This is a genomic window from Bacillus sp. FSL M7-0003 (assembly GCF_038628485.1).
Lineage (GTDB): Bacteria > Bacillota > Bacilli > Bacillales > Bacillaceae > Bacillus > Bacillus safensis.
This window is the reverse complement of the sequence record NZ_CP152024.1, coordinates 1561218-1579918: the sequence shown is the minus strand read 5'-3', so window position 1 is coordinate 1579918 and position 18701 is coordinate 1561218. Positions and strand designations below refer to the sequence as shown.

Genomic DNA, 18701 nt, shown 5'->3' with positions numbered 1-18701 from the left:
GTGTTCACGCCCTCTCTTTTTTCATGGAGCTTATAATTGCATGTGCGATGTCATCCACATGCCTTGTTTCATGTGCAAGGCCTGCTTTAATGACTGATTTAGGCATTCCGAAAACAACACATGATTCTTCTTTTTCTGCAATGACTTTCGTATGACCGCTTGCGACCATTTTTTTGACACCTTCAGTACCGTCACTGCCCATACCTGTCATAATGACAGCGATTTTCTCGTAACCCTTTATGCTGCTGATGGATTCAAATAAATAGTTAACAGATGGCTTGTGCCGGCTTTCCGTGTCTTCAGGGGACAGCCTGATAACAAGTGAGCCCCCTTGGTCATGAAGTGACATATTCATTCCACCAGGAGCTATGTAAGCCACTCCATTTTTCGCGATGTCTCCATCTTGCGCTTCTTTAATCGTAATTTGTGATAAATGATCTAACCTAGTAGCAAGTGATGCCGTGAATCCTGCTGGCATATGCTGCACAATCAATATAGGTGCCTCGATGTCCTTAGGCAGCTTCGTTACGACTCGTTGAAGTGCCCTTGGTCCTCCTGTAGATGTTCCGATAGTAATAATCTTTCGGAGTGAGCTGCCTTTTACTGGTTGCAGACGGGGTGCAGCCACTGGACTTGGCGGCTTTATCACCGGCTTAAGAGACACCTTCTCTTCAGTGCGTTTCCTTGACAGTCCTGCCGCAAGTACCCGCTCTACAATTTGCCCCCTCACTTTGTGCAAATCGAGCGAAATACTTCCCGAAGGCTTTGTCACAAAGTCAAAAGCACCGAGTTCTAAGCAATGGATGGTTAAATCTTTTCCTTGCTTTGTCTGGCTTGACACCATAATCACGGCAAGGTCGTGTTCAGCCAGAATTTGTTTTAATGCTTCTGTTCCGTTTAAAACAGGCATTTCCACATCTAATGTGACAACATCTGGATTCAGTTCCTTGATCCGTTTTAAGGCATCTTCCCCATTTCGCGCCGTTCCGACGACTTCTATTTCTTGCTCGGCACTTAGAAAATCACTAATGAGCTTTCTCATAAAGGCCGAGTCATCTACTACTAGCACTCTAATCATGAGTCCACCTTCCTCCTTTTAAAAAAAGAGGACAACTTATCTATAAACGTATGCTGTTCTCTCCGTGCCTCTCTTATCTGCTGATGATATAGTGTTTCTGCCAACATCTTAATGGTTTTACTCAGCCTTGAATGAGGCTGCTTCATATAAAATGGAATTTGTTCTGATACTGCTTTAGGAACCGCAGGATCATCAGGCACAGCGCCAGCAAATACAAGTTTTCTGTGAAGAAAAGATGTGACCACTCCTGCTAATTTCCGGTAGGTTTCAGACCCTTCTGACGGGGTTTTGCACCGGTTAACAATGATTTGCACAGACCGTTCAAACTGATGAATGGCTAAGTGTTTAATCGCGCTGTAGGCATCCATGATGGATGTTGGCTCTGGCGTAGTCACAACGACGACTTCTCCTGCCGATAAGACAAAAGGCAGCTGATCTTTTGACAAGCCGGCTCCCATATCAAAGAAAATACAATCGAAGTCCTGCATCATTCTTTCCATCTCTTCCAAAAAGAACGACCATTGATCTTTATCTAAAGAAAACAGCTGTTCAAGCCCGCTTCCGCCAGAAATGTAATATAGGTTATCCGTTCCTTTTGTCATGGCTGCTTGGAAGGATTTTTTTCTAACGAGAACATCTAATATAGAACTAGTCGATGTTTTCCCTAGTAAAATATCAATATTCCCCATCCCAAAATCAAGATCAATCACTAACACTCTTCTCTCTGTACTTGCGATAGACAGTGCCATATTCAGGGTCAAATTCGATTTACCTACCCCGCCTTTACCGCTCATGACGGCAATGGTTTTGGCCTGTCCGCTGGCGTTAAGAGGAGCCGGTGTGATCATTTGACTCTGCTGAACTAGTTTTCTTAACCCTTCTGCTTGGTCGGGCTTCATGATTGTAAAACCATCCTTGTTAGTTCAAGAGGCGAGCCTTCAAGAATATCCTCAGGCACATTTTGACCATTTGTTAAAAAACCAAGTTTGATTTGAGAGTCAGCAATGATTTGAAAAATGGTTCCCATCGTGTCCGTTTCATCTACTTTTGTAAAAATGAACTGATTGATTGGAACGTGTTCAAAGCGTTTGACCATGGCTTTCATGTCTTGATACTTCGATGTAGCACTCATCACGAGAAAACTTTGAATGCTCTCATCAAATGGAATAATGTCGGTCAGCTCTTTGATATACGCTTCTTCTTTAAAGTTACGACCTGCTGTATCGATGAAGATATGATCATACTCTTTAAAGGTCTCTTGGGCTTTTACAAAATCCTCTCTTGAATAACAAACCTCAAGCGGTGCATTCAGCAGTTCAGCATATGTTTTCAGCTGTTCGATCGCTGCAATCCGGTACGTATCGGTTGTAATAAAAGCGATTTTCTTTTGCTGCTGAATGGCCGTTTTAGCAGCCAGCTTTGCAATCGTTGTCGTTTTACCAGCTCCAGTGGAACCGAACAAAACAATGTATTTTGAAGAAATCATCGGCTCATCAGAGGTTTTAGCTGGAAGCATATCTGTCAGCAGTTGTTCAAGTTCTTTTTTTATGTGATTTTCTTTAACCGCACCCTTTGTTAAAAGACCCTTCAGGCATTCGTCTCGAATGGCATCATCAAGTCCTTGATCCTTTAGCTTTTGATCGATTGCTATGAGAGGATCAGGCAGAATACCCGCATGCCGTTCATTCCTCACATATTCTAAAGGCTGGGTATGAGAAGGCGCTGGTTTCGCCGCCTTGGGAGCAAATGAAGGCTCTTCGGGCAGCTTTTGAACTTGTTCCTTTTTTGGTAATACTGGAAGAGGCGGCGCAGGGGTTAACCCTTTACCAGCTCTTTCCTCGAAATCTTGATCCAGCACTGCAATCACTTCGACCATTTGCTGTTTCTTCAAACCGAACAGTTTGCGTTTGACAACGGTTTTAGAATTTAAAATAACGGCATCTTTCCCAAGCTGCTGCCTGATTTGAATCGTTGCCTCCTGCATAGAATTTGCTGTGATTTTTTTCATTTTCATTAGATATCCACCACTCCGATGCTCTGTACTTCCACATTCGCTTCTAGTTCGTTATAAGATAGTACCGGTAAATCTGGGAAATATCTTTCTAACAACTGCTTAACGTACATTCTTATAGGAGGTGAGCATAATAGAACCGGCGTTTCCTGACGAAGCGAAAGCTGTTCAATTTCTCTCGCCACTGATTGAATCACACTTTCAGAGGATTCTGGATCTAACGATAAGTAGTTTCCATGCTCTGTCTGCTGAACGCTGTCTGCAATCACCTTTTCTACTCGGCCTGAGCATGTCACAACTTTAAGTGATTCATTTTCTCTTGCATACTGTGCGGTAATCTGTCTTGCGAGCGCCTGTCTAACATACTCTGTTAATAAATCTGTATCAGTCGTTAATTTTCCGTAGTCTGCAAGCGTCTCAAAAATGGTGACAAGGTTTCGGATAGAGACCTTTTCTTTCAGCAGCTTCGCCAGCACTTTTTGAATATCACCGACTGCCAGCGGATTTGGTGTTACCTCATCCACTAAGACAGGATAACTTTCTTTCAGATGATCGATTAATTGCTTCGTTTCTTGGCGTCCGAGCAGCTCGTGTGTGTTTTGTCTAATCTTCTCTGTGATGTGAGTAGAGACAACAGACGCTGGGTCCACAACCGTATAGCCTAGCATCTCAGCCTGATCTTTTTCTGCTTCTGATATCCATTTAGCCGGCAGGCCAAAGGATGGTTCGATTGTTTCAATTCCTTCAATCGGATCATCATCAGGCGTTGGGGACATCGCTAAGTAGTGATCAAGCAGCAGCTCACCTTTTGCTACTTCGTTCCCTTTAATTTTCAACCGGTATTCATTTGGGTTCAGTGCAATATTGTCCCTGATCCGGACGACTGGAATGACAAGACCAAGTTCGAGGGCAAGCTGCCTTCGGATCATCACAATTCGGTCTAACAGGTCACCGCCCTGATTTGCATCAGCGAGCGGGATCAGGCCGTAGCCAAATTCAAATTCAATTGCATCCATTTGCAGGAGATGAATAACACTTTCTGGACTTTTCATCTCTTCTACCTCTGCCTGTTCTTCCAGTACCTCTTCGATTTCTTCTTGATCTTGTTTGTTTTTCGACATCATGTATGCGCCAAGTGCTATTAAACCTGCAATTGGCCCAGTTAAAAGTACGCCGATTGGCGTAAACAAACCAAGAAGGAAGATCGTTCCTGCTGTGACATAAAGCATGGCTGGGAAGGCAAAGAGCTGCCCTGTAATGTCTGATCCAAGGTTTCCGTTAGAAGCGGCTCTCGTCACGACAATCCCTGTTGCCGTTGAAATGAGGAGTGCCGGAATTTGCGAAACAATTCCGTCCCCTACCGTTAATAGGGTAAAGTGAGAAGCTGATTCTTGAATCGACATGCCTTGCTGAAGCATCCCGATAATGATTCCAAATATAATATTGATGATGACGATGATAATACCTGCGATGGCGTCCCCTTTAACGAACTTACTGGCACCGTCCATCGCTCCATAAAAGTCTGCTTCCCTCGCTACTTTTTCACGACGGTTTCTTGCTTCACTTTCTGTCAGCATCCCTGCATTTAAATCAGCGTCAATACTCATTTGTTTACCTGGCATCGCATCGAGTGTAAATCTTGCCGCAACCTCTGATACACGCTCTGCCCCTTTTGTGATAACAATAAACTGAATGATGATCAGAATAAGGAAAACAACGAGACCAACGATGATATTTCCTCCAACAACAAATGAACCGAACGTTTCGACAACCTTTCCAGCATCTCCTGTTGAAAGAATAGAACGTGTTGTAGAGATGTTAAGCCCTAAACGAAACAGTGTTAAGAGCAAAAGCAATGATGGAAAAATTGAAAATTCCAGTGGTTCTTGCATGTTCATAGTGGTGAGAAGCACGATAAGCGCAAGAGAAATATTAATAATGATTAAAATACTTAATAGCATTGGCGGAAACGGTATGACCAGCATCGCCACAATTAAAATAACACTGAATATAACAGATAAATCTCTTGCTGACATGCCTGTTCTCTCCTTTTAAAACCAAAAATTCATAAAATCTTTTGTTTCGTTTTATAGACGTAAGCTAAAATTTCTGCGATGGCCTTAAAGTATTCTTCCGGCACCGCTTGGTCGATGTCGACCTGATCATAGAGCGCACGGGCAAGCGGGCGGTTCTCTACAGTCATGACATCATGTTCTTTCGCAATCGTTCTAATTTTCAAAGCCAAAATATCCGTTCCTTTTGCCACAACATAGGGCGCGTCCATTTTTTCTTCATCATACTTTAAAGCAATGGCATAGTGGGTTGGGTTTGTAATGATGACGTCCGCTTTTGGGACTTCCTGCATCATCCGTCTCATGGCCATTTCCCGCTGACGCTGTTTAATCTTTGATTTGATGAGCGGGTCACCCTCTGATTTTTTATACTCATCTTTGATGTCTTGTTTGGACATCCTCAAGTTTTTTTCATAATCAAATTTCTGATACATATAATCAAGCCCTGCCAAAATCAATAGAGCACCAGCAGCATACAGCCCCATAATTAAGGTCATATTTGCAACGAAATGAAGGGTTTCCTCTGCTGTTAATAAAGGAAGCCGCAGAATTTCGTCAAAGTGCATCCAAAGAGCAATAAATGTCGCAAAGCCAACAAAGCCAATTTTCAAAATGGATTTTAATAGCTCTACGAGGGCTCGAATACTGTATATCCGTTTAAACCCTTTGATTGGGTCAAGCTTTTCTAATTTCGGTTTGATCACTTCTGCTGAAAAGAGAAAGCCGACTTGTAAATAGTTACTGATAATCCCCGCCAGCATGCCAACACCAAGGATTGGCATGAGGAGGAGCCCTGTTTCCTGAAGCAATTCCAAGAATAGTTGATGAATATTAGATGTGCTAACCTTCATTAGCATGGTTGTTGAATAAAAACGTTCTATGAGCGCGATAATCCGCTCTTTCATAAAAGGCCCAATAAAAAAGAATGATAAAAAGATTAATAGAAATGAGATGGCTGTATTGACGTCGGTACTTTTGGCAACCTGTCCTTTTTTACGTGAATCCCGCCTTTTTTTCGGCGTTGCTTTTTCTGTTTTTTCACCTGCGAAAAATTGCAAGTCTAGTCTAAGCCTTGTCATCATGACGAACCACCGACCAATGCTAAGAAATTCCTCATGGTGAGTACAATCGTTTCAAATGTATTTTGGACAACACCGAAGATGACGCCCATACAGATGATGATCATAATAAAACTCACACCTATTTTAATAGGAAGTCCGACCACAAATACGTTCATTTGCGGAACTGTACGCGCCACAATCCCCAGCGCTAAATCGACTAAAAACAGACTAGCCACGACAGGTGCCGAGATTTGAAAGGCGATGATAAACATTTGGTTGAAGCTCTTTGCGATAAAGTAAGCAAAGGATTCACTGCCGAAATTCAGCGCGTATTGATCAACTGCAATGTATTGAAAGCTGTAATAGATTCCATCAAGCAGCAAGTGATGTGCGTTTGTTGCCAGCATCAACAGCAATGTGACCGTATAAAAAAACTGTCCCATCAGCGGCGTCTGCGCCCCTGTTTGCGGATCAATAATATTGGCAATCGCAAAACCCATTTGAAAATCAATGAATGAGCCGGCAATTTGAACAGCGGACACCATGATGTATGCAATCAGCCCAAGCAGAAGCCCGACCATTGCTTCTTTCACCGCAAGCATCATATAAAGGCCGTCTATGTCGAGTGCTGGCGGTTCTTTTATGGTGCTAAAACTAATGACAGCTAAAAACAGGGAGAATCCAACTCTGTGTACAGCTGGGATCGTTCTATGCGCTAAAAGCGGTACTGTCACAAAAAAAGCGGTGATCCGAATAAAAACTAAAAGAAAAGCAGGGAATAATTCTATGATTGACATCGCTTGTTAACCTGCAAATCGATCTAAATTCGAGAACAGCTCTGTCGTAAAGGACACGATTGTTGAAAGCATCCATGGACCAAACACAACAAGCCCAATGAGTACAGCAACAATCTTAGGAATAAACGCAAGCGTCTGTTCTTGAATTTGGGTTGTCGCCTGAAACACACTGACAATCAGTCCCACAATAAGTGCGAGCGCTAGAAGCGGCCCACTCACAAGCAATACTACATACACTGATCTTTCAGCCATCGTAATGACAAATTCTGAACTCATGTTTTAAGCACCTACTCTAAAAGCTTTGCAGCAAAGATTTAACTATCAAATACCATCCATCGACTAAAACAAATAACAATATTTTGAAAGGGAGCGATATCATAACCGGCGGAAGCATCATCATCCCCATTGACATCAGAACACTTGCGACCACCATGTCAATAATTAAAAATGGAATAAAGATCATGAAACCAATTTGAAATGCCGTCTTTAATTCTGAAATGGCAAAAGCGGGAACCATCGCCGTTAATGGAATATCTTTAATCGATTCAGGTGTATCCATTTTTGCGTAGCTAAGAAATAAAGCCAAATCTTTCTGTCTTGTATGTTTACTCATAAACTCTTTAATAGGCACTTCGGCTTTTTCATACGCCTGATTTAACGTGATGTCATCATTTAAAAGCGGCGTCAGCGCCTCTTTATTAATCTGTGAGAACGTGGGAGCCATGATAAAAAATGTGAGAAACAAAGCAAGTCCAACAAGCACTTGGTTTGGCGGCATTGAGTTGGTTGCAAGTGATGTTCTGACAAATGAAAGAACAATCACAATCCGTGTAAAACAAGTCATTAAAATGAGAATGCCTGGTGCAACCGAAAATACAGTTAAAAGTAATAGAAGACGGACAGATGTGCTGATATTTCCTGCACCGCTGGAATTAAATAAATCGATAAACTCATTCATTTTGTTTCGGGCCTTTCTTTCTGACTTCTGATTGGGTCTTTTTCAATTCGGCTAGCTGCGCCTTTAAATTGGCTGAAAAAGAAGAAGTGGTCGGCTGATCATGTTTCTTTACCTGCGATGTGAATTTTTGAACCATTTTTGGTAAATCGGTTTTGCTTTCCATCGCTTCTTCATATTGTTTCACGATTGCTTCACATTCTTGTTCATCATCAATCTCTTTTAGCAGCTGGATTGAGTCTGCTACGCCGACAACTAATACTCTTTTGCCCACTTTGATCAGCTGGACTGAACGGTTTTGTCCGACTGTCGTTCCGCCAATATTTTCAACATATCGAAATGGTTTGAGTAAACGGTTTTGCTTTCCAACAAATCTCACCAATCCATAAATAAGCAGGATGACAAAAAGTAAGGCACCAATCATTTTGACAAAATCCATAATGGAGACAGAAGAAGAGGGAACTTCTTCTGCCGGATTCGTTTGATTGTCAGTGGTTTTCTTCTCTGTATCCTTTTTGCTTTCTTTCTCACCTTTGAGCCAGTCATTCACTGTGCCATTCTCAGGATCTTTCGTTTCGGCAAACAGTGAGGCAGGCTGCATCGTCAAGAAAAGCATAAAACTGATCATTGCTATACATATCAAACGTTTTTTCAACAAATCTTACACCCTTTTTTAGCCTAACGTTTTATTAATTGCTTCAAGTACGCGGTCTGCCTGGAATGGCTTCACGATAAAGTCTTTTGCACCTGCTTGGATTGCGTCAATAACCATTGACTGCTGTCCCATAGCAGAACACATGATGATTTTTGCTGAAGCATCGATTTGTTTAATTTCTTTTAGTGCAGTGATTCCGTCCATTTCTGGCATGGTGATATCCATTGTGACAAGATCAGGAGATGTTTCTTTGTATTTTTCAACTGCTTGTGCGCCGTTTTCTGCTTCTCCTACTACATCAAATCCGTTTTTTACAAGAATATCCTTGATCATCATTCTCATGAATGCTGCATCATCTACGATTAATACCTTAGTAGCCATTTACTTATTCTCTCCCTATATGTTTGTTTATTTTAAATTAGAAAGTCTTTCTGACTGACTTAAAATATCAGTCACACGAACACCAAAGTTCTCATCAATGACAACGACTTCCCCTTTGGCGACGATTCGTTTGTTCACTAGAATGTCTACTGGCTCACCAGCAAGTTTGTCCAGTTCAATGATACTTCCAGCTGAAAGCTCAAGAACTTCTTTCACACTGCGCTGAGTTCTTCCAAGTTCCACCGTAATGGAAAGCGGAATGTCCATCAGCATATCAAGGTTTCCAAGCTGGCTTGTTGTATGCTGAGGCTCACTGAACGATTCAAATTCAACTGGCGCCACATTTACAGGTGCTGCCGGCTTTGGCTTTGCCTGTCTTTTCGGCGGTGCTGCTTGCTGCGCTGGGGCAGACTGCGTTTGCGGAGCTGCCGGCTGAGGTTCAGGTGCACTCACTTCTTCTTGAACCGGCTCTTCTTCTTGGGCAGGATCTGTTAATTCTGCAATTAAATCCTTCGCAAATGTAATAGGATAAAGCTGCATAATATTTGAATCGATGAGTTCACCTATTTTTAATCTGAAGGATACTTTGACAAGCATTTCTTCAGCTGGAATGCGGTCTGTCCCTTCTCCTTCTTTCACATCAAGTAATTCGACGCGCGGCGGAGAAATATCAATCTTTTTATTAAAGACAGTCGACATGGATGTCGCAGCAGAACCCATCATTTGGTTCATTGCTTCTTGTACTGCACTTAAGTGAATCTCACTTAAAGAAGGGTCAGCATTTGTCCCGTCTCCGCCCATCATTAAGTCCGCAATAACTGCTGCATCTGTTTGCTGGACGACAAGCAGGTTACTTGCGCTGAAACCTTCCGTATAATTCACTTCAATAGCGACATACGGATGAGGAAATTCCTCATTCAGCATACTTTTTTGAATCACTGTAACAGTTGGAGTTGTAATCTCCACTTTTTGATTTAATAGGGTTGAAAGTGCTGTTGCAGAGCTGCCAAATGAAATATTTCCGATTTCTCCAATGGCATCTTGCTCCATTGCAGAAAGGATTGTATCAGGCTCTATATCGTCATTGCTGCCTCCTTTAAGGAGCGCATCGATTTCGTCTTGTGATAATTTACTTCCGTTATTCTCCATCTTCTTCACCTCTTATGTCGTGATCTAGAATTTGAATCGCCTGTTTCCGATTCACGCGGCCGGCCTGTCCCAAGAATTTCGGTTTATTTCCGACCATAACAGTAAGAGGCGCATTTACTGGTTTGTCCAAGGCAATACAATCACCAATTTCCAAATTCAAAAACTCTTCCACCGTCATTTCCGATTGTCCCAGCTCTGCGACTACCGGTATTTTTGCCTTCATAATCCGTTTTTCAATGGCCTTTGTTTCTTGCTGTTTTGGTTCATTTCGTTCAGACTGCATCCAGTAGTGTACAGACAGCTTCGGAATAATAGGCTCTAATACAACGTGAGGAATACATAGGTTAATAACCCCGCTTACCTCGCCAATCTGTGTATTAAGAGAAATGACGACAACTGTTTCGTTTGGTGACACCATTTGAACAAACTGGGGATTTACCTCGAAATCTGCCATTTCAGGCTCGATGTCGGTTATGGACTGCCACGCTTCTCTGTAATTTTCCAAAGCTCCCTCAAACATGTTTGAGATAATCTTTGTTTCAATTTCTGTAAGTGATTCTGTCTTATTATGACTAATGCCAATCCCGCCCATCAGCCTGTCCATCATCGCATAGCCGATTGTTGGGTTTACTTCAAGCATGATTCTTCCTTCAAGCGGGCTGACATAAAATAAGTTTAATAATGTCATATTAGGAATCGAACGAATAAATTCTTCGTATGGTACTTGGTCAACCGAGCTGACAGTAATTTGAATATATGATCTTAGCTGCGCTGAAAAATGCGTGGTGAGCAGTCTAGCGAAGTTATCATGAATCCTAGTTAAACTTCGAATCTGGTCTTTTGAAAAGCGCAGTGCACGTTTAAAGTCATACACCTTCACTTTTTTCGTCGTTTCCTCTTTTTTCAGCTCTTCTGCATCCATTTCGCCTGTTGAGATGGCGGATAATAATGCGTCGATCTCATTCTGGGAAAGCACTTCTCCTGACATTTCTTCACCTCCATCGCGTTAATTAATCGCCTCTATTGCAGATTAAAGGAGGTTATATATACTTCTTTCACCTTGCCATCTTGCAAATAGTTATTCACTTTGTTTTTGACTTGTGTTTTAAAATGTTCTCTGCCTTTTTTGCCATCAAGTTCATCTGCATTCGTGTCTGATAAAATGTCGATGACAGCATCTTTTACTTGGAAACTTCTTTTCTCAAGCTCTGATTTTGCTTTTTCAGAGTCCGTTTCAATATTCAGGACAAGTTTGACAGCATTTCCTTCAGATTTTAAATTGGTGATAATCTCAGGAATTTCAACAGAAGCTTTTACAACTTCATCTGCTGTTGGCTCTTTTTCGGCTTTTGCTTCGTCTGACCCATTCAGCAGAAAAAAGATGCCTGCTCCAATTCCGACGATGGCAATAATCATGATTAGCATTACTACGACTAATTTCTTCTTCATTCAAACTCCTCTATTCCTTGATTCAATGAAATGACTTGGATTTTTCTGTAGAAAGAAATGATTTTCTCTTGAAGCTGCTCTTCATCTTCTTTCACAACGAATTTCTTTCCATTGGCCAAAGTAATGGTCGTGTCTGGAAAACTTTCGATTTGCTCGATATGGAGAGCGTTCAGCATAAATCCTTTGCCATTTAATCTTGTCACTTCAATCATATTAAGCAGAGAAGCGAGCATCCGCTCCCCCTACCTCCTATCGTTTCAGATTCACAAGCTCTTGCAGAATTTCATCAGATGTTGTGATCGTCTTTGCATTCGATTGGAATCCGCGCTGCGCGATAATCATTTCGGTAAACTCATCTGTTAAATCAACGTTTGACATTTCTAGTTTACCTGTTTGGATCACGCCAGTTCCTTCTTGACCAGGTACGATAGGGTTACTTGGTGCACCTGAACTTAACGTTTGGCGGTAAAGGTTGTCACCAACTTTGTCTAATCCTCCTGCGTTACTGAAAGATACGAGTGAAATCTGTCCAACATTTCTAGATACGTTGTTTTCAACAACCGAAATTGTTCCATCTGGACCAACACTTACACTTGAAATGCCATCTGGGATCGTTATTTTTTGTCCATCCATTCCGAGAAGGTAATTTCCGTCAGTAGTCGTTAAATTTCCCTCCGAATCACGTCTAAAGTTCCCGGTTCTTGTATAAAGAACTTCTCCTTGACTTTCAATACGGAAAAATCCATCTCCATTGATATAGAAGTCGTAAGGTTCATCTGTATTTTGAGAAGATCCCGGTGACATGACTTTATCAATAGAAGCTAAAGATGATCCTAAACCAACTTGTTTTGAGTTAATTGAACCAGAGTTGTTCGTTGGTCCACCTGAGCTTGAAATGGTTTGACTGACCATATCTTTAAACGTGATACGGCTTTTTTTGTATCCGTGTGTATTGACGTTGGCTACGTTATTGGCTACCACATCTAATTTTGTTTGGAAGTTTTTCATTCCGCTAATTCCTGAGTAAAGTGAGCGTAACATTTATTTTCCTCCTCGAATTACTTCGTTTTTTCTCCAACTGCTGTAACATCCCAAGGGCTGATTTTCGTACCATCTTCTAAAACAAGTAAGTATTCATTGTCTATGTTTTTAACAGACTTCACAGTGCCCGATATCTCTTTATCATCCAATTTGCCCGATACTTCTTTACCAATCCAGCCTACATATGTCGTAAACGGATCTTGGTGTGCAACAAATGTAGACATGAGCTGATTCAGCTTGGTGATCGAATCGTTCATATTGGTTTGCTGTTCTAAAGATGAAAATGTCGCAAGCTGCGTGACAAACTCACGGTCATCAATCGGGTTTGTCGGATCTTGGTTTTGAAGCTGCGTGAGCAAAATTTTCAAGAATTGATCTTTGCCAAGCGTATCTGTTTTCTTTTCTGCTTTTGAAGAAGTGTCTGCTTGTGCGGCTGTTCTATTCGTAGCATCAACTGTTGCCATTAGATCTCCTCCTCTTCTTCATCTGACCCAACAAGAGCGTCCAGTACATCTTGGAATTCTGCTTCCTGTTCATCAGTCTGCTGGAAATTCTGTCCTTTTGGCTGCTGCTGCTTGTTTTCTTCACTAAACTGTCCAAATAACGGCTGCTCATTTGATTGAAGCGGTATATGGAAACGGTCCACTTGAACCGACATATTCGGAAGCGCCTGCTTGAGCTGCGGCAGATGATGCTCTAACAGTTCTTTCGCTGCTTGCGTCGAGGCTGTAATTTTACTCGCATACATACCGTTTTGCTTCGTTAGCTGAATGGTAATGAATCCAAGATTTTCTGGATTTAATCGAACGGTAAAGCGTCCGCTTGAATTGCCAAACGGCGTGAATTTCATTTGCTTCCACGTGTTTAGAATTTGCTGATCAACTGTTCCCGGCTTTTCATCAGTCGTTTGTGTCTGCTGAACAGGAGCCGCTGACTGCAGTTGGAAAAACTGCTTATGACCTGGCAAAAGTGTATGGGTCATTATTTTTTCAGAAGCTGGTGCAGCAGCGTTTTGTCCTTTAACGACTTCTTTTTTGATGAGCCACTCAAGAGATGCATTCCCTTTTGCCGGAGAAGCGAGTGTAGATTCTTGTTTTGGAGAGATTAGTTCTTTCAACTCGCCAAGTGAAATTTTCCACTCTTTGTCAGACCCTTTCGCATTCGCCATCATATGGTCGATTAACTGATTAAAGTGCTTTAGCTCACTTTGAGTCATCGAATTCAGCTTTGGCGCTGATTCCTGCGAGAAGAACTGCTCTTTTACTTGCTGAATGAGTTTTTCATCTACCCCGTTTTTCGAAAGAAAGTGGATAAAGTCTTGACCTTTTCCTTCAATATCCTGCACAAGTTTCGCATCAAAGCTTGGCGGCTGTTGATTGAGCAATTGATAGATGAAGAAGTGGACTTGTATGAGCTGTTCACTATGTTCAGAACCTTGCTTTTCAGCTTGATCACCGTAAATGGAAGATTCCATTTTTTGAAATAATTCTTCAAGTGATTTGAGATCAGATGATTCAAGCGTTTGACCCTGTAGTGTTTGAAGCGCACTTAGTAGGTCTGCGTTCATTCCTTCTTCAGGTGATTGCATCCATTTTTCAACAATTTGCATCGCATCATTGATAGAAAGAGAGGCAGCAGCGGCTGTCTCAGCATGAACAGGACCGCTTTGAGCGCCTGCTCCGCTAAGCAATTGTTTAAACAAACCTCGTGCAGATGCAGCGCTGTCTCCTTTTAGCCCTGAAAGACCTTGAGAAGATTGCTGTAAGGCTCCAATATCCAATAGCTTCACTTATTGTCCACCCCCATTTTCACTTTCTTCTTTTTTGGCAAGCTCTTTTGTAAACGTTGCTGCCTTCTGAGGTGTCAGTTTTGCTAATATGTCTGTCAGTTTATTTTTGCTCAGCTCTTCAAGGATTTTTAACGCCTCTTTATCACTTAATTCTGATAAAATTTTGGCGGATTTCCCTGGGTCCATGCTTTCATAAATGCTGGCGACCTTTCCTTTTGTCTGCTGATTAGAGGATGCCGCTGCATCAGAGGAGGTCCCTGCTGAGTTATTATCTGACGTGTTATTTGATGAGCTGTTATTCGATGAACTGTCATTGGCAGACGTATTCTTTGCATCATTTTCAGATGTTTTTTCAAGTGAATTGATTTTTTGATTCAGTCTTTTAATCTCTTCATCACTTGTTTTCAAATCTTTTTGTGCAATTTCGAGCTCATTCTTTTGCTCTTTAATGGTCTTTTTCAGTTCTTTCAACTCTGCATCGCTTTGATCATTAGGTGAAGATGACGTTTTTGAGGTGTCATCTGAACCAACTAAGCTGCTAATCACCGGAATGTTTTGGAGCGGTTTTTTTAGATCAAAACCTGCCATATAAAGGATCGTGCCAGTGACAATCACAAGCACAATCAATGGGATGATGACAATAAACAAGATCCATTGAAATTTCCCGCCGCCTGATTCCTTCGTTTTTTCCTTCTTAGGCATTCATCTCGACTCCTAATGTCCTTGAAACATGAATTGGCTGATAGAGATATCATCCATTTCTTTCATTTCAATTGCCTTATGTTCAAGGGAGAACTTTTCAAATTGCTTTTCTTTCATTTTTTCAAACTTTTTAAACTCAATGTTTTTTTCAGTTAAATCAGATTGTTTTTCATTCATTTGATGGCGTTTCATGATCACAAGCTGCTGATAATGCTGGATGGTGTTATCTAAGTTGGTCACAAATTGCTGGTAATGACGCATTTCTTGAACACTCATTCCGCTTCTCAGCTTTTCTTCTTTGCTTTTTTCCATTAGCTCTTTTTTACTCATATTTTCATAGAGTTTTTCAGCAACTTGCTCAAATGCCGAAACGGATTGTTGGTATGCTGCGAGTGACTTGTCTTTTTCACTTTCTTTCAGTTCTAAAAGCTTTTGAAATTTGTATTGATATCTCACTGTTTTTGTCAATCCTCTCTATTCATCAAACTGAGCAATAAACTCACACTGTCTTCAATAGATACAGCCTCTTCTACATCCTGTTTCAAAAATGAAATCAGGTGAGGGTAAGCCTGCATGGCTTCATCAATATCTTTGGAGGAGCCTTTTTTATATGCTCCAATATTAATGAGATCTTCAGCGTTTTGATAAGTGGATAAAAGCTGGCGGAACCGGTTAGCCGCCTCCTTGTGATCATGACTTGCGATATTACTCATGACACGGCTGATACTTTTCAGAATGTTAACAGCGGGAAATTGTCCTTTGTTGGCTAAAGCACGATCAAGTACAATGTGCCCGTCAAGGATCCCCCTCACTGTATCAGCGATCGGCTCATTCATATCGTCCCCATCAACAAGCACTGTGTAAAACGCTGTGATGGAACCAAGCTGATTTGTACCAGTTCGTTCGAGCAATTTTGGCAGTATAGCGAACACTGAAGGTGTATATCCTTTTGTTGTTGGCGGCTCGCCAGTTGCGAGTCCTATTTCCCTTTGCGCCATGGCGACCCTTGTAACAGAATCCATCATGAACATGACATTTTTGCCTCTGTCCCTGAAATATTCCGCAATGGCTGTTGCAGTATAGGCAGCTTTCAGTCTCGTCAGTGCAGGCTGGTCAGAAGTTGCAACGACAACAATGGATCGCTTCAGTCCTTCGGCACCTAAATCCTTTTCAATAAACTCACGAACTTCACGGCCACGCTCTCCAACAAGGGCAATGACATTCAGGTCTGCTTCTGTCTGCTTTGCAATCATCCCCATTAAGGTACTTTTTCCAACACCGCTTCCGGCAAAAATCCCGATCCTTTGACCAGTGCCAACTGTGAGCAGACTGTCAATGACTCTAACACCGACACCCATCTTTTCTCGAATAGGCGGTCTGTCCATTGGATTTGGGGGTGACTGATCTGTCGAAACAGGTGCAAGTCCTTTTGGAAGCATACTGCCATCAAGCGGATCACCGAAGGCATCAACGACTTCACCAATTAATCCAGTCCCTACTTTGACCTTCAGCGACTCACCCGTCGCTTCAACAAGACTTCCTGGTGAAATATTGGATGCTTCTACATAAGGCATGAGCAGAATGTTTTCATCTCTAAACCCTACGACCTCTGCTTTTATCGGATGGTGCTTGCTCCCTTTTTTATGAATGAGACATACATCACCGATCGAACTCTCCGGCCCCTTAGATTCAATCATCAGCCCAACCACTCGATTGACTTTACCAAATCGTTTATAAGGATCAGCGGTTTCAATCGTTTCTTTTAGTACATCCATTTTCATTTGTGATCACCTGAATCAATGACTTCTAATAGTTTTTCTTTCAACTGATTCATTTGGGTATCAACACTCGCTTCCACTTTTCCAAAACTTGTTTCTACGTAACAAGTTCCTTTTGGCGCTTTTTCATCCGAGTAAATGGCAAGGTGTGTATCCTTTTGAAGGATTCTAATCAATTCGTCTTTATATTCCATCACATGCTCGTAATGTTCAGGGTCAACATAGATGGAAATATCATCATATTCTTTCACTTCTGAAATGACCTGCTTCACAAGAGCCAAAAATTGATCTTTCGTGTCCTCAGCTGCATTCCAAACGCGTTTGGCGAGTTCAAAAGCGAGTTCCACAATTTGCTCAGCAGAGCTTTCAATTTTTTCTTCGTAGTCCTGCCTTGCAAGACGAACGATGTCATTTGCTTGATCAAGAGTAGCTTGGTACTGCATATTCGCATCTGCTTCGCCCTTTTGGAAGCCGTCTTGATAACCTGCTTGTTTCGCTTCTTCAATGAGCTGCATTCTTTCTTCTTCAAAATCAGTCCGGCGCTGATTGATTTCAGCCCTTGTTTTTTCCAGCTCACTATTTGCTTGTTCTAATATGCGGCTCGCTTGATCTTCTGCATCACTGAGTACAAGCTGCGATGCTTCGGTTTCATTGACAAGCTCTTCTTCGTGATGTTCTCTTTTAAAGTTTACTTGCTGTAAAGGAATCGTTTGCCGTCCTTGTTCAGGAATAACAGATGTTTCATGTTTGATAATCCTAGACAATGATATCGTCTCCTCCGCCTCGAGCTATGACGATTTCTCCAGCTTCCTCAAGTCGTCTTACGATGCTGACAATACGGGTTTGTGCTTCCTCGACATCTCTAAGCCGGACAGGCCCCATAAACTCCATTTCTTCTTTGAATGTTTCGACCATCCGCTGTGACATGTTGCGGAAGACAATTTCTTTGACCTCTTCGCTTGCCACTTTGAGTGCGAGCAATAAGTCATCATTTTCAACATCTCTGATAACGCGCTGAATCGCTCTGCTGTCAAGAGTGACAATATCTTCAAAGACAAACATACGTTTCTTAATTTCATCCGCAAGCTCTGGATCTTGAATTTCAAGTGTGTCTAAAATGGTCTTCTCAGTAGCACGGTCTACACCATTTAGCACTTCTACAACCGCTTCGACTCCGCCCGTTTGCGTATAGTCCTGCGTAAAGGTTGAAGAAAGCTTTTGTTCAAGAATACGTTCCACCTCATTGATGATCTCTGGAGATGTGCGGTCCATTAAGGCAATACGTCTCGCAACCTCAGTTTGTACTTCCTCGCCTAACTCAGATAAAATTTGCCCAGCCTGCACTGGATCCAGGTAGGAAAGGATAAGTGCAATCGTTTGTGGATGCTCATGCTGGATAAAGTTTAAAATTTGTTCTGGCTCAGCCTTTCGAGCAAAATCAAATGGTTTCACTTGAAGAGAGGATGTCAGCCTGTTTAAGATGCTGTCCGCTTTATCCTCACCAAGCGCTTTTTCAAGCACTTGTCTTGCGTACATAAGACCGCCCTGCGATATGTAGTCCTGCGCGATGGCAATGCTGTGAAACTCTTCGATGACTTCATCTTTTTTAGCAGTATCTACACTTCGTACATTGGAAATTTCTAATGTTAATTTTTCTATTTCGTCTTCAGACAGATGTTTGTATACAGATGCTGACACGTCTAGCCCTAAGGAAATCATTAGGATTGCTGCTTTTTGTCTGCCTGTTAGTCGATTTGGATCTTTTCTCGACATGTGTATTCCT

The 18701-nt window shown here is 41.8% G+C and carries 22 protein-coding genes; all 22 read right to left on the bottom strand.

The genetic code is table 11. The annotated features are described in order from the left end of the window. Positions 1–4 precede the first annotated feature (4 nt). Genes MHI23_RS08030 through fliG form a run of 22 tightly spaced genes read right to left on the bottom strand, consistent with a single transcriptional unit; the run spans position 5 to position 18691 of the window. The gene (locus tag MHI23_RS08030; protein ID WP_135031778.1) at positions 5–1078 is read right to left on the bottom strand and encodes a chemotaxis response regulator protein-glutamate methylesterase; all 1074 of its coding nucleotides are present in this window, start codon (positions 1076–1078) and stop codon (positions 5–7) included. Beyond that, positions 1075–1980: a MinD/ParA family protein gene (locus MHI23_RS08025; protein WP_024424160.1), complete on the bottom strand. Its 906-nt coding sequence runs from the start codon at positions 1978–1980 to the stop codon at positions 1075–1077. The genes MHI23_RS08030 and MHI23_RS08025 overlap by 4 nt, the downstream gene beginning before the upstream one ends. Next, complete coding sequence (gene flhF, locus MHI23_RS08020; protein WP_025092588.1) at positions 1974–3092, bottom strand: flagellar biosynthesis protein FlhF; 1119 nt, start codon at positions 3090–3092, stop codon at positions 1974–1976. Before flhF ends, MHI23_RS08025 begins: the two co-directional genes overlap by 7 nt. Continuing rightward, on the bottom strand, positions 3092–5125 hold the full coding sequence (gene flhA / locus MHI23_RS08015; RefSeq protein ID WP_025092587.1) for a flagellar biosynthesis protein FlhA: 2034 nt from the start codon (positions 5123–5125) through the stop codon (positions 3092–3094). The genes flhF and flhA overlap by 1 nt, the downstream gene beginning before the upstream one ends. A gap of 29 nt (positions 5126–5154) precedes the next feature. Then, on the bottom strand, positions 5155–6243 hold the full coding sequence (flhB, locus tag MHI23_RS08010; protein WP_034623630.1) for a flagellar biosynthesis protein FlhB: 1089 nt from the start codon (positions 6241–6243) through the stop codon (positions 5155–5157). After that, positions 6240–7019 carry a flagellar biosynthetic protein FliR gene (fliR, locus tag MHI23_RS08005; RefSeq protein ID WP_025092585.1) on the bottom strand — a complete coding sequence of 260 codons (780 nt, stop codon included), beginning with the start codon at positions 7017–7019 and terminating at the stop codon, positions 6240–6242. The genes flhB and fliR overlap by 4 nt, the downstream gene beginning before the upstream one ends. A gap of 6 nt (positions 7020–7025) precedes the next feature. Continuing rightward, positions 7026–7295 (bottom strand): flagellar biosynthesis protein FliQ, encoded by a 270-nt coding sequence (gene fliQ / locus MHI23_RS08000; RefSeq protein ID WP_003211206.1) that lies wholly within the window; start codon positions 7293–7295, stop codon positions 7026–7028. Between the two features lie 16 nt (positions 7296–7311). Beyond that, positions 7312–7977 (bottom strand): flagellar type III secretion system pore protein FliP, encoded by a 666-nt coding sequence (gene fliP, locus MHI23_RS07995; protein ID WP_008354479.1) that lies wholly within the window; start codon positions 7975–7977, stop codon positions 7312–7314. Further along, positions 7970–8590 (bottom strand): flagella biosynthesis regulatory protein FliZ, encoded by a 621-nt coding sequence (fliZ, locus tag MHI23_RS07990; protein ID WP_231506887.1) that lies wholly within the window; start codon positions 8588–8590, stop codon positions 7970–7972. Before fliZ ends, fliP begins: the two co-directional genes overlap by 8 nt. A gap of 57 nt (positions 8591–8647) precedes the next feature. After that, positions 8648–9010, bottom strand: coding sequence for a response regulator (locus MHI23_RS07985; RefSeq protein ID WP_007499584.1), 363 nt, complete (start codon positions 9008–9010; stop codon positions 8648–8650). Between the two features lie 27 nt (positions 9011–9037). Further along, complete coding sequence (gene fliY, locus MHI23_RS07980; protein ID WP_024424166.1) at positions 9038–10159, bottom strand: flagellar motor switch phosphatase FliY; 1122 nt, start codon at positions 10157–10159, stop codon at positions 9038–9040. Beyond that, entirely contained in the window at positions 10149–11147 is a 999-nt protein-coding gene (gene fliM / locus MHI23_RS07975) for a flagellar motor switch protein FliM (protein ID WP_024424167.1), read from the bottom strand. The genes fliY and fliM overlap by 11 nt, the downstream gene beginning before the upstream one ends. Positions 11148–11179: 32 nt before the next feature. Further along, positions 11180–11608 (bottom strand): flagellar basal body-associated protein FliL, encoded by a 429-nt coding sequence (fliL, locus tag MHI23_RS07970; protein ID WP_024424168.1) that lies wholly within the window; start codon positions 11606–11608, stop codon positions 11180–11182. Further along, on the bottom strand, positions 11605–11820 hold the full coding sequence (locus tag MHI23_RS07965; RefSeq protein WP_008344794.1) for a flagellar FlbD family protein: 216 nt from the start codon (positions 11818–11820) through the stop codon (positions 11605–11607). Before MHI23_RS07965 ends, fliL begins: the two co-directional genes overlap by 4 nt. Positions 11821–11857: 37 nt before the next feature. Further along, positions 11858–12649: a flagellar basal body rod protein FlgG gene (gene flgG / locus MHI23_RS07960; protein ID WP_024424169.1), complete on the bottom strand. Its 792-nt coding sequence runs from the start codon at positions 12647–12649 to the stop codon at positions 11858–11860. A gap of 17 nt (positions 12650–12666) precedes the next feature. Continuing rightward, on the bottom strand, positions 12667–13113 hold the full coding sequence (gene flgD / locus MHI23_RS07955) for a flagellar hook assembly protein FlgD (protein ID WP_025092581.1): 447 nt from the start codon (positions 13111–13113) through the stop codon (positions 12667–12669). Then, entirely contained in the window at positions 13113–14438 is a 1326-nt protein-coding gene (locus tag MHI23_RS07950) for a flagellar hook-length control protein FliK (RefSeq protein WP_281237167.1), read from the bottom strand. Before MHI23_RS07950 ends, flgD begins: the two co-directional genes overlap by 1 nt. Further along, positions 14439–15140 (bottom strand): MotE family protein, encoded by a 702-nt coding sequence (locus tag MHI23_RS07945; RefSeq protein WP_025092579.1) that lies wholly within the window; start codon positions 15138–15140, stop codon positions 14439–14441. 12 nt (positions 15141–15152) lie between these two features. Further along, the gene (gene fliJ, locus MHI23_RS07940; RefSeq protein WP_024424173.1) at positions 15153–15596 is read right to left on the bottom strand and encodes a flagellar export protein FliJ; all 444 of its coding nucleotides are present in this window, start codon (positions 15594–15596) and stop codon (positions 15153–15155) included. 8 nt (positions 15597–15604) lie between these two features. Continuing rightward, the gene (fliI, locus tag MHI23_RS07935) at positions 15605–16921 is read right to left on the bottom strand and encodes a flagellar protein export ATPase FliI (RefSeq protein ID WP_024424174.1); all 1317 of its coding nucleotides are present in this window, start codon (positions 16919–16921) and stop codon (positions 15605–15607) included. After that, entirely contained in the window at positions 16918–17682 is a 765-nt protein-coding gene (fliH, locus tag MHI23_RS07930; protein WP_342492427.1) for a flagellar assembly protein FliH, read from the bottom strand. The genes fliI and fliH overlap by 4 nt, the downstream gene beginning before the upstream one ends. Continuing rightward, positions 17675–18691 carry a flagellar motor switch protein FliG gene (gene fliG, locus MHI23_RS07925; RefSeq protein ID WP_024424176.1) on the bottom strand — a complete coding sequence of 339 codons (1017 nt, stop codon included), beginning with the start codon at positions 18689–18691 and terminating at the stop codon, positions 17675–17677. The genes fliH and fliG overlap by 8 nt, the downstream gene beginning before the upstream one ends. Between the last annotated feature and the right edge of the window lie 10 nt (positions 18692–18701).

Excerpts from the sequence above, each read along its gene's own strand:
- MHI23_RS08030 (WP_135031778.1), bottom strand. The coding sequence starts at position 1,078 with ATGATTAGAGTGCTAGTAGTAGATGACTCGGCCTTTATGAGAAAGCTC.
- flhF (WP_025092588.1), bottom strand. The coding sequence starts at position 3,092 with ATGAAAATGAAAAAAATCACAGCAAATTCTATGCAGGAGGCAACGATT.
- flhA (WP_025092587.1), bottom strand. The coding sequence starts at position 5,125 with ATGTCAGCAAGAGATTTATCTGTTATATTCAGTGTTATTTTAATTGTG.
- flhB (WP_034623630.1), bottom strand. The coding sequence starts at position 6,243 with ATGATGACAAGGCTTAGACTAGACTTGCAATTTTTCGCAGGTGAAAAA.
- fliR (WP_025092585.1), bottom strand. The coding sequence starts at position 7,019 with ATGTCAATCATAGAATTATTCCCTGCTTTTCTTTTAGTTTTTATTCGG.
- fliQ (WP_003211206.1), bottom strand. The coding sequence starts at position 7,295 with ATGAGTTCAGAATTTGTCATTACGATGGCTGAAAGATCAGTGTATGTA.
- fliP (WP_008354479.1), bottom strand. The coding sequence starts at position 7,977 with ATGAATGAGTTTATCGATTTATTTAATTCCAGCGGTGCAGGAAATATC.
- fliZ (WP_231506887.1), bottom strand. The coding sequence starts at position 8,590 with ATGCTTTTCTTGACGATGCAGCCTGCCTCACTGTTTGCCGAAACGAAA.
- MHI23_RS07985 (WP_007499584.1), bottom strand. The coding sequence starts at position 9,010 with ATGGCTACTAAGGTATTAATCGTAGATGATGCAGCATTCATGAGAATG.
- fliY (WP_024424166.1), bottom strand. The coding sequence starts at position 10,159 with ATGGAGAATAACGGAAGTAAATTATCACAAGACGAAATCGATGCGCTC.
- fliM (WP_024424167.1), bottom strand. The coding sequence starts at position 11,147 with ATGTCAGGAGAAGTGCTTTCCCAGAATGAGATCGACGCATTATTATCC.
- fliL (WP_024424168.1), bottom strand. The coding sequence starts at position 11,608 with ATGAAGAAGAAATTAGTCGTAGTAATGCTAATCATGATTATTGCCATC.
- MHI23_RS07965 (WP_008344794.1), bottom strand. The coding sequence starts at position 11,820 with ATGATTGAAGTGACAAGATTAAATGGCAAAGGATTTATGCTGAACGCT.
- flgG (WP_024424169.1), bottom strand. The coding sequence starts at position 12,649 with ATGTTACGCTCACTTTACTCAGGAATTAGCGGAATGAAAAACTTCCAA.
- flgD (WP_025092581.1), bottom strand. The coding sequence starts at position 13,113 with ATGGCAACAGTTGATGCTACGAATAGAACAGCCGCACAAGCAGACACT.
- MHI23_RS07945 (WP_025092579.1), bottom strand. The coding sequence starts at position 15,140 with ATGCCTAAGAAGGAAAAAACGAAGGAATCAGGCGGCGGGAAATTTCAA.
- fliI (WP_024424174.1), bottom strand. The coding sequence starts at position 16,921 with ATGAAAATGGATGTACTAAAAGAAACGATTGAAACCGCTGATCCTTAT.
- fliG (WP_024424176.1), bottom strand. The coding sequence starts at position 18,691 with ATGTCGAGAAAAGATCCAAATCGACTAACAGGCAGACAAAAAGCAGCA.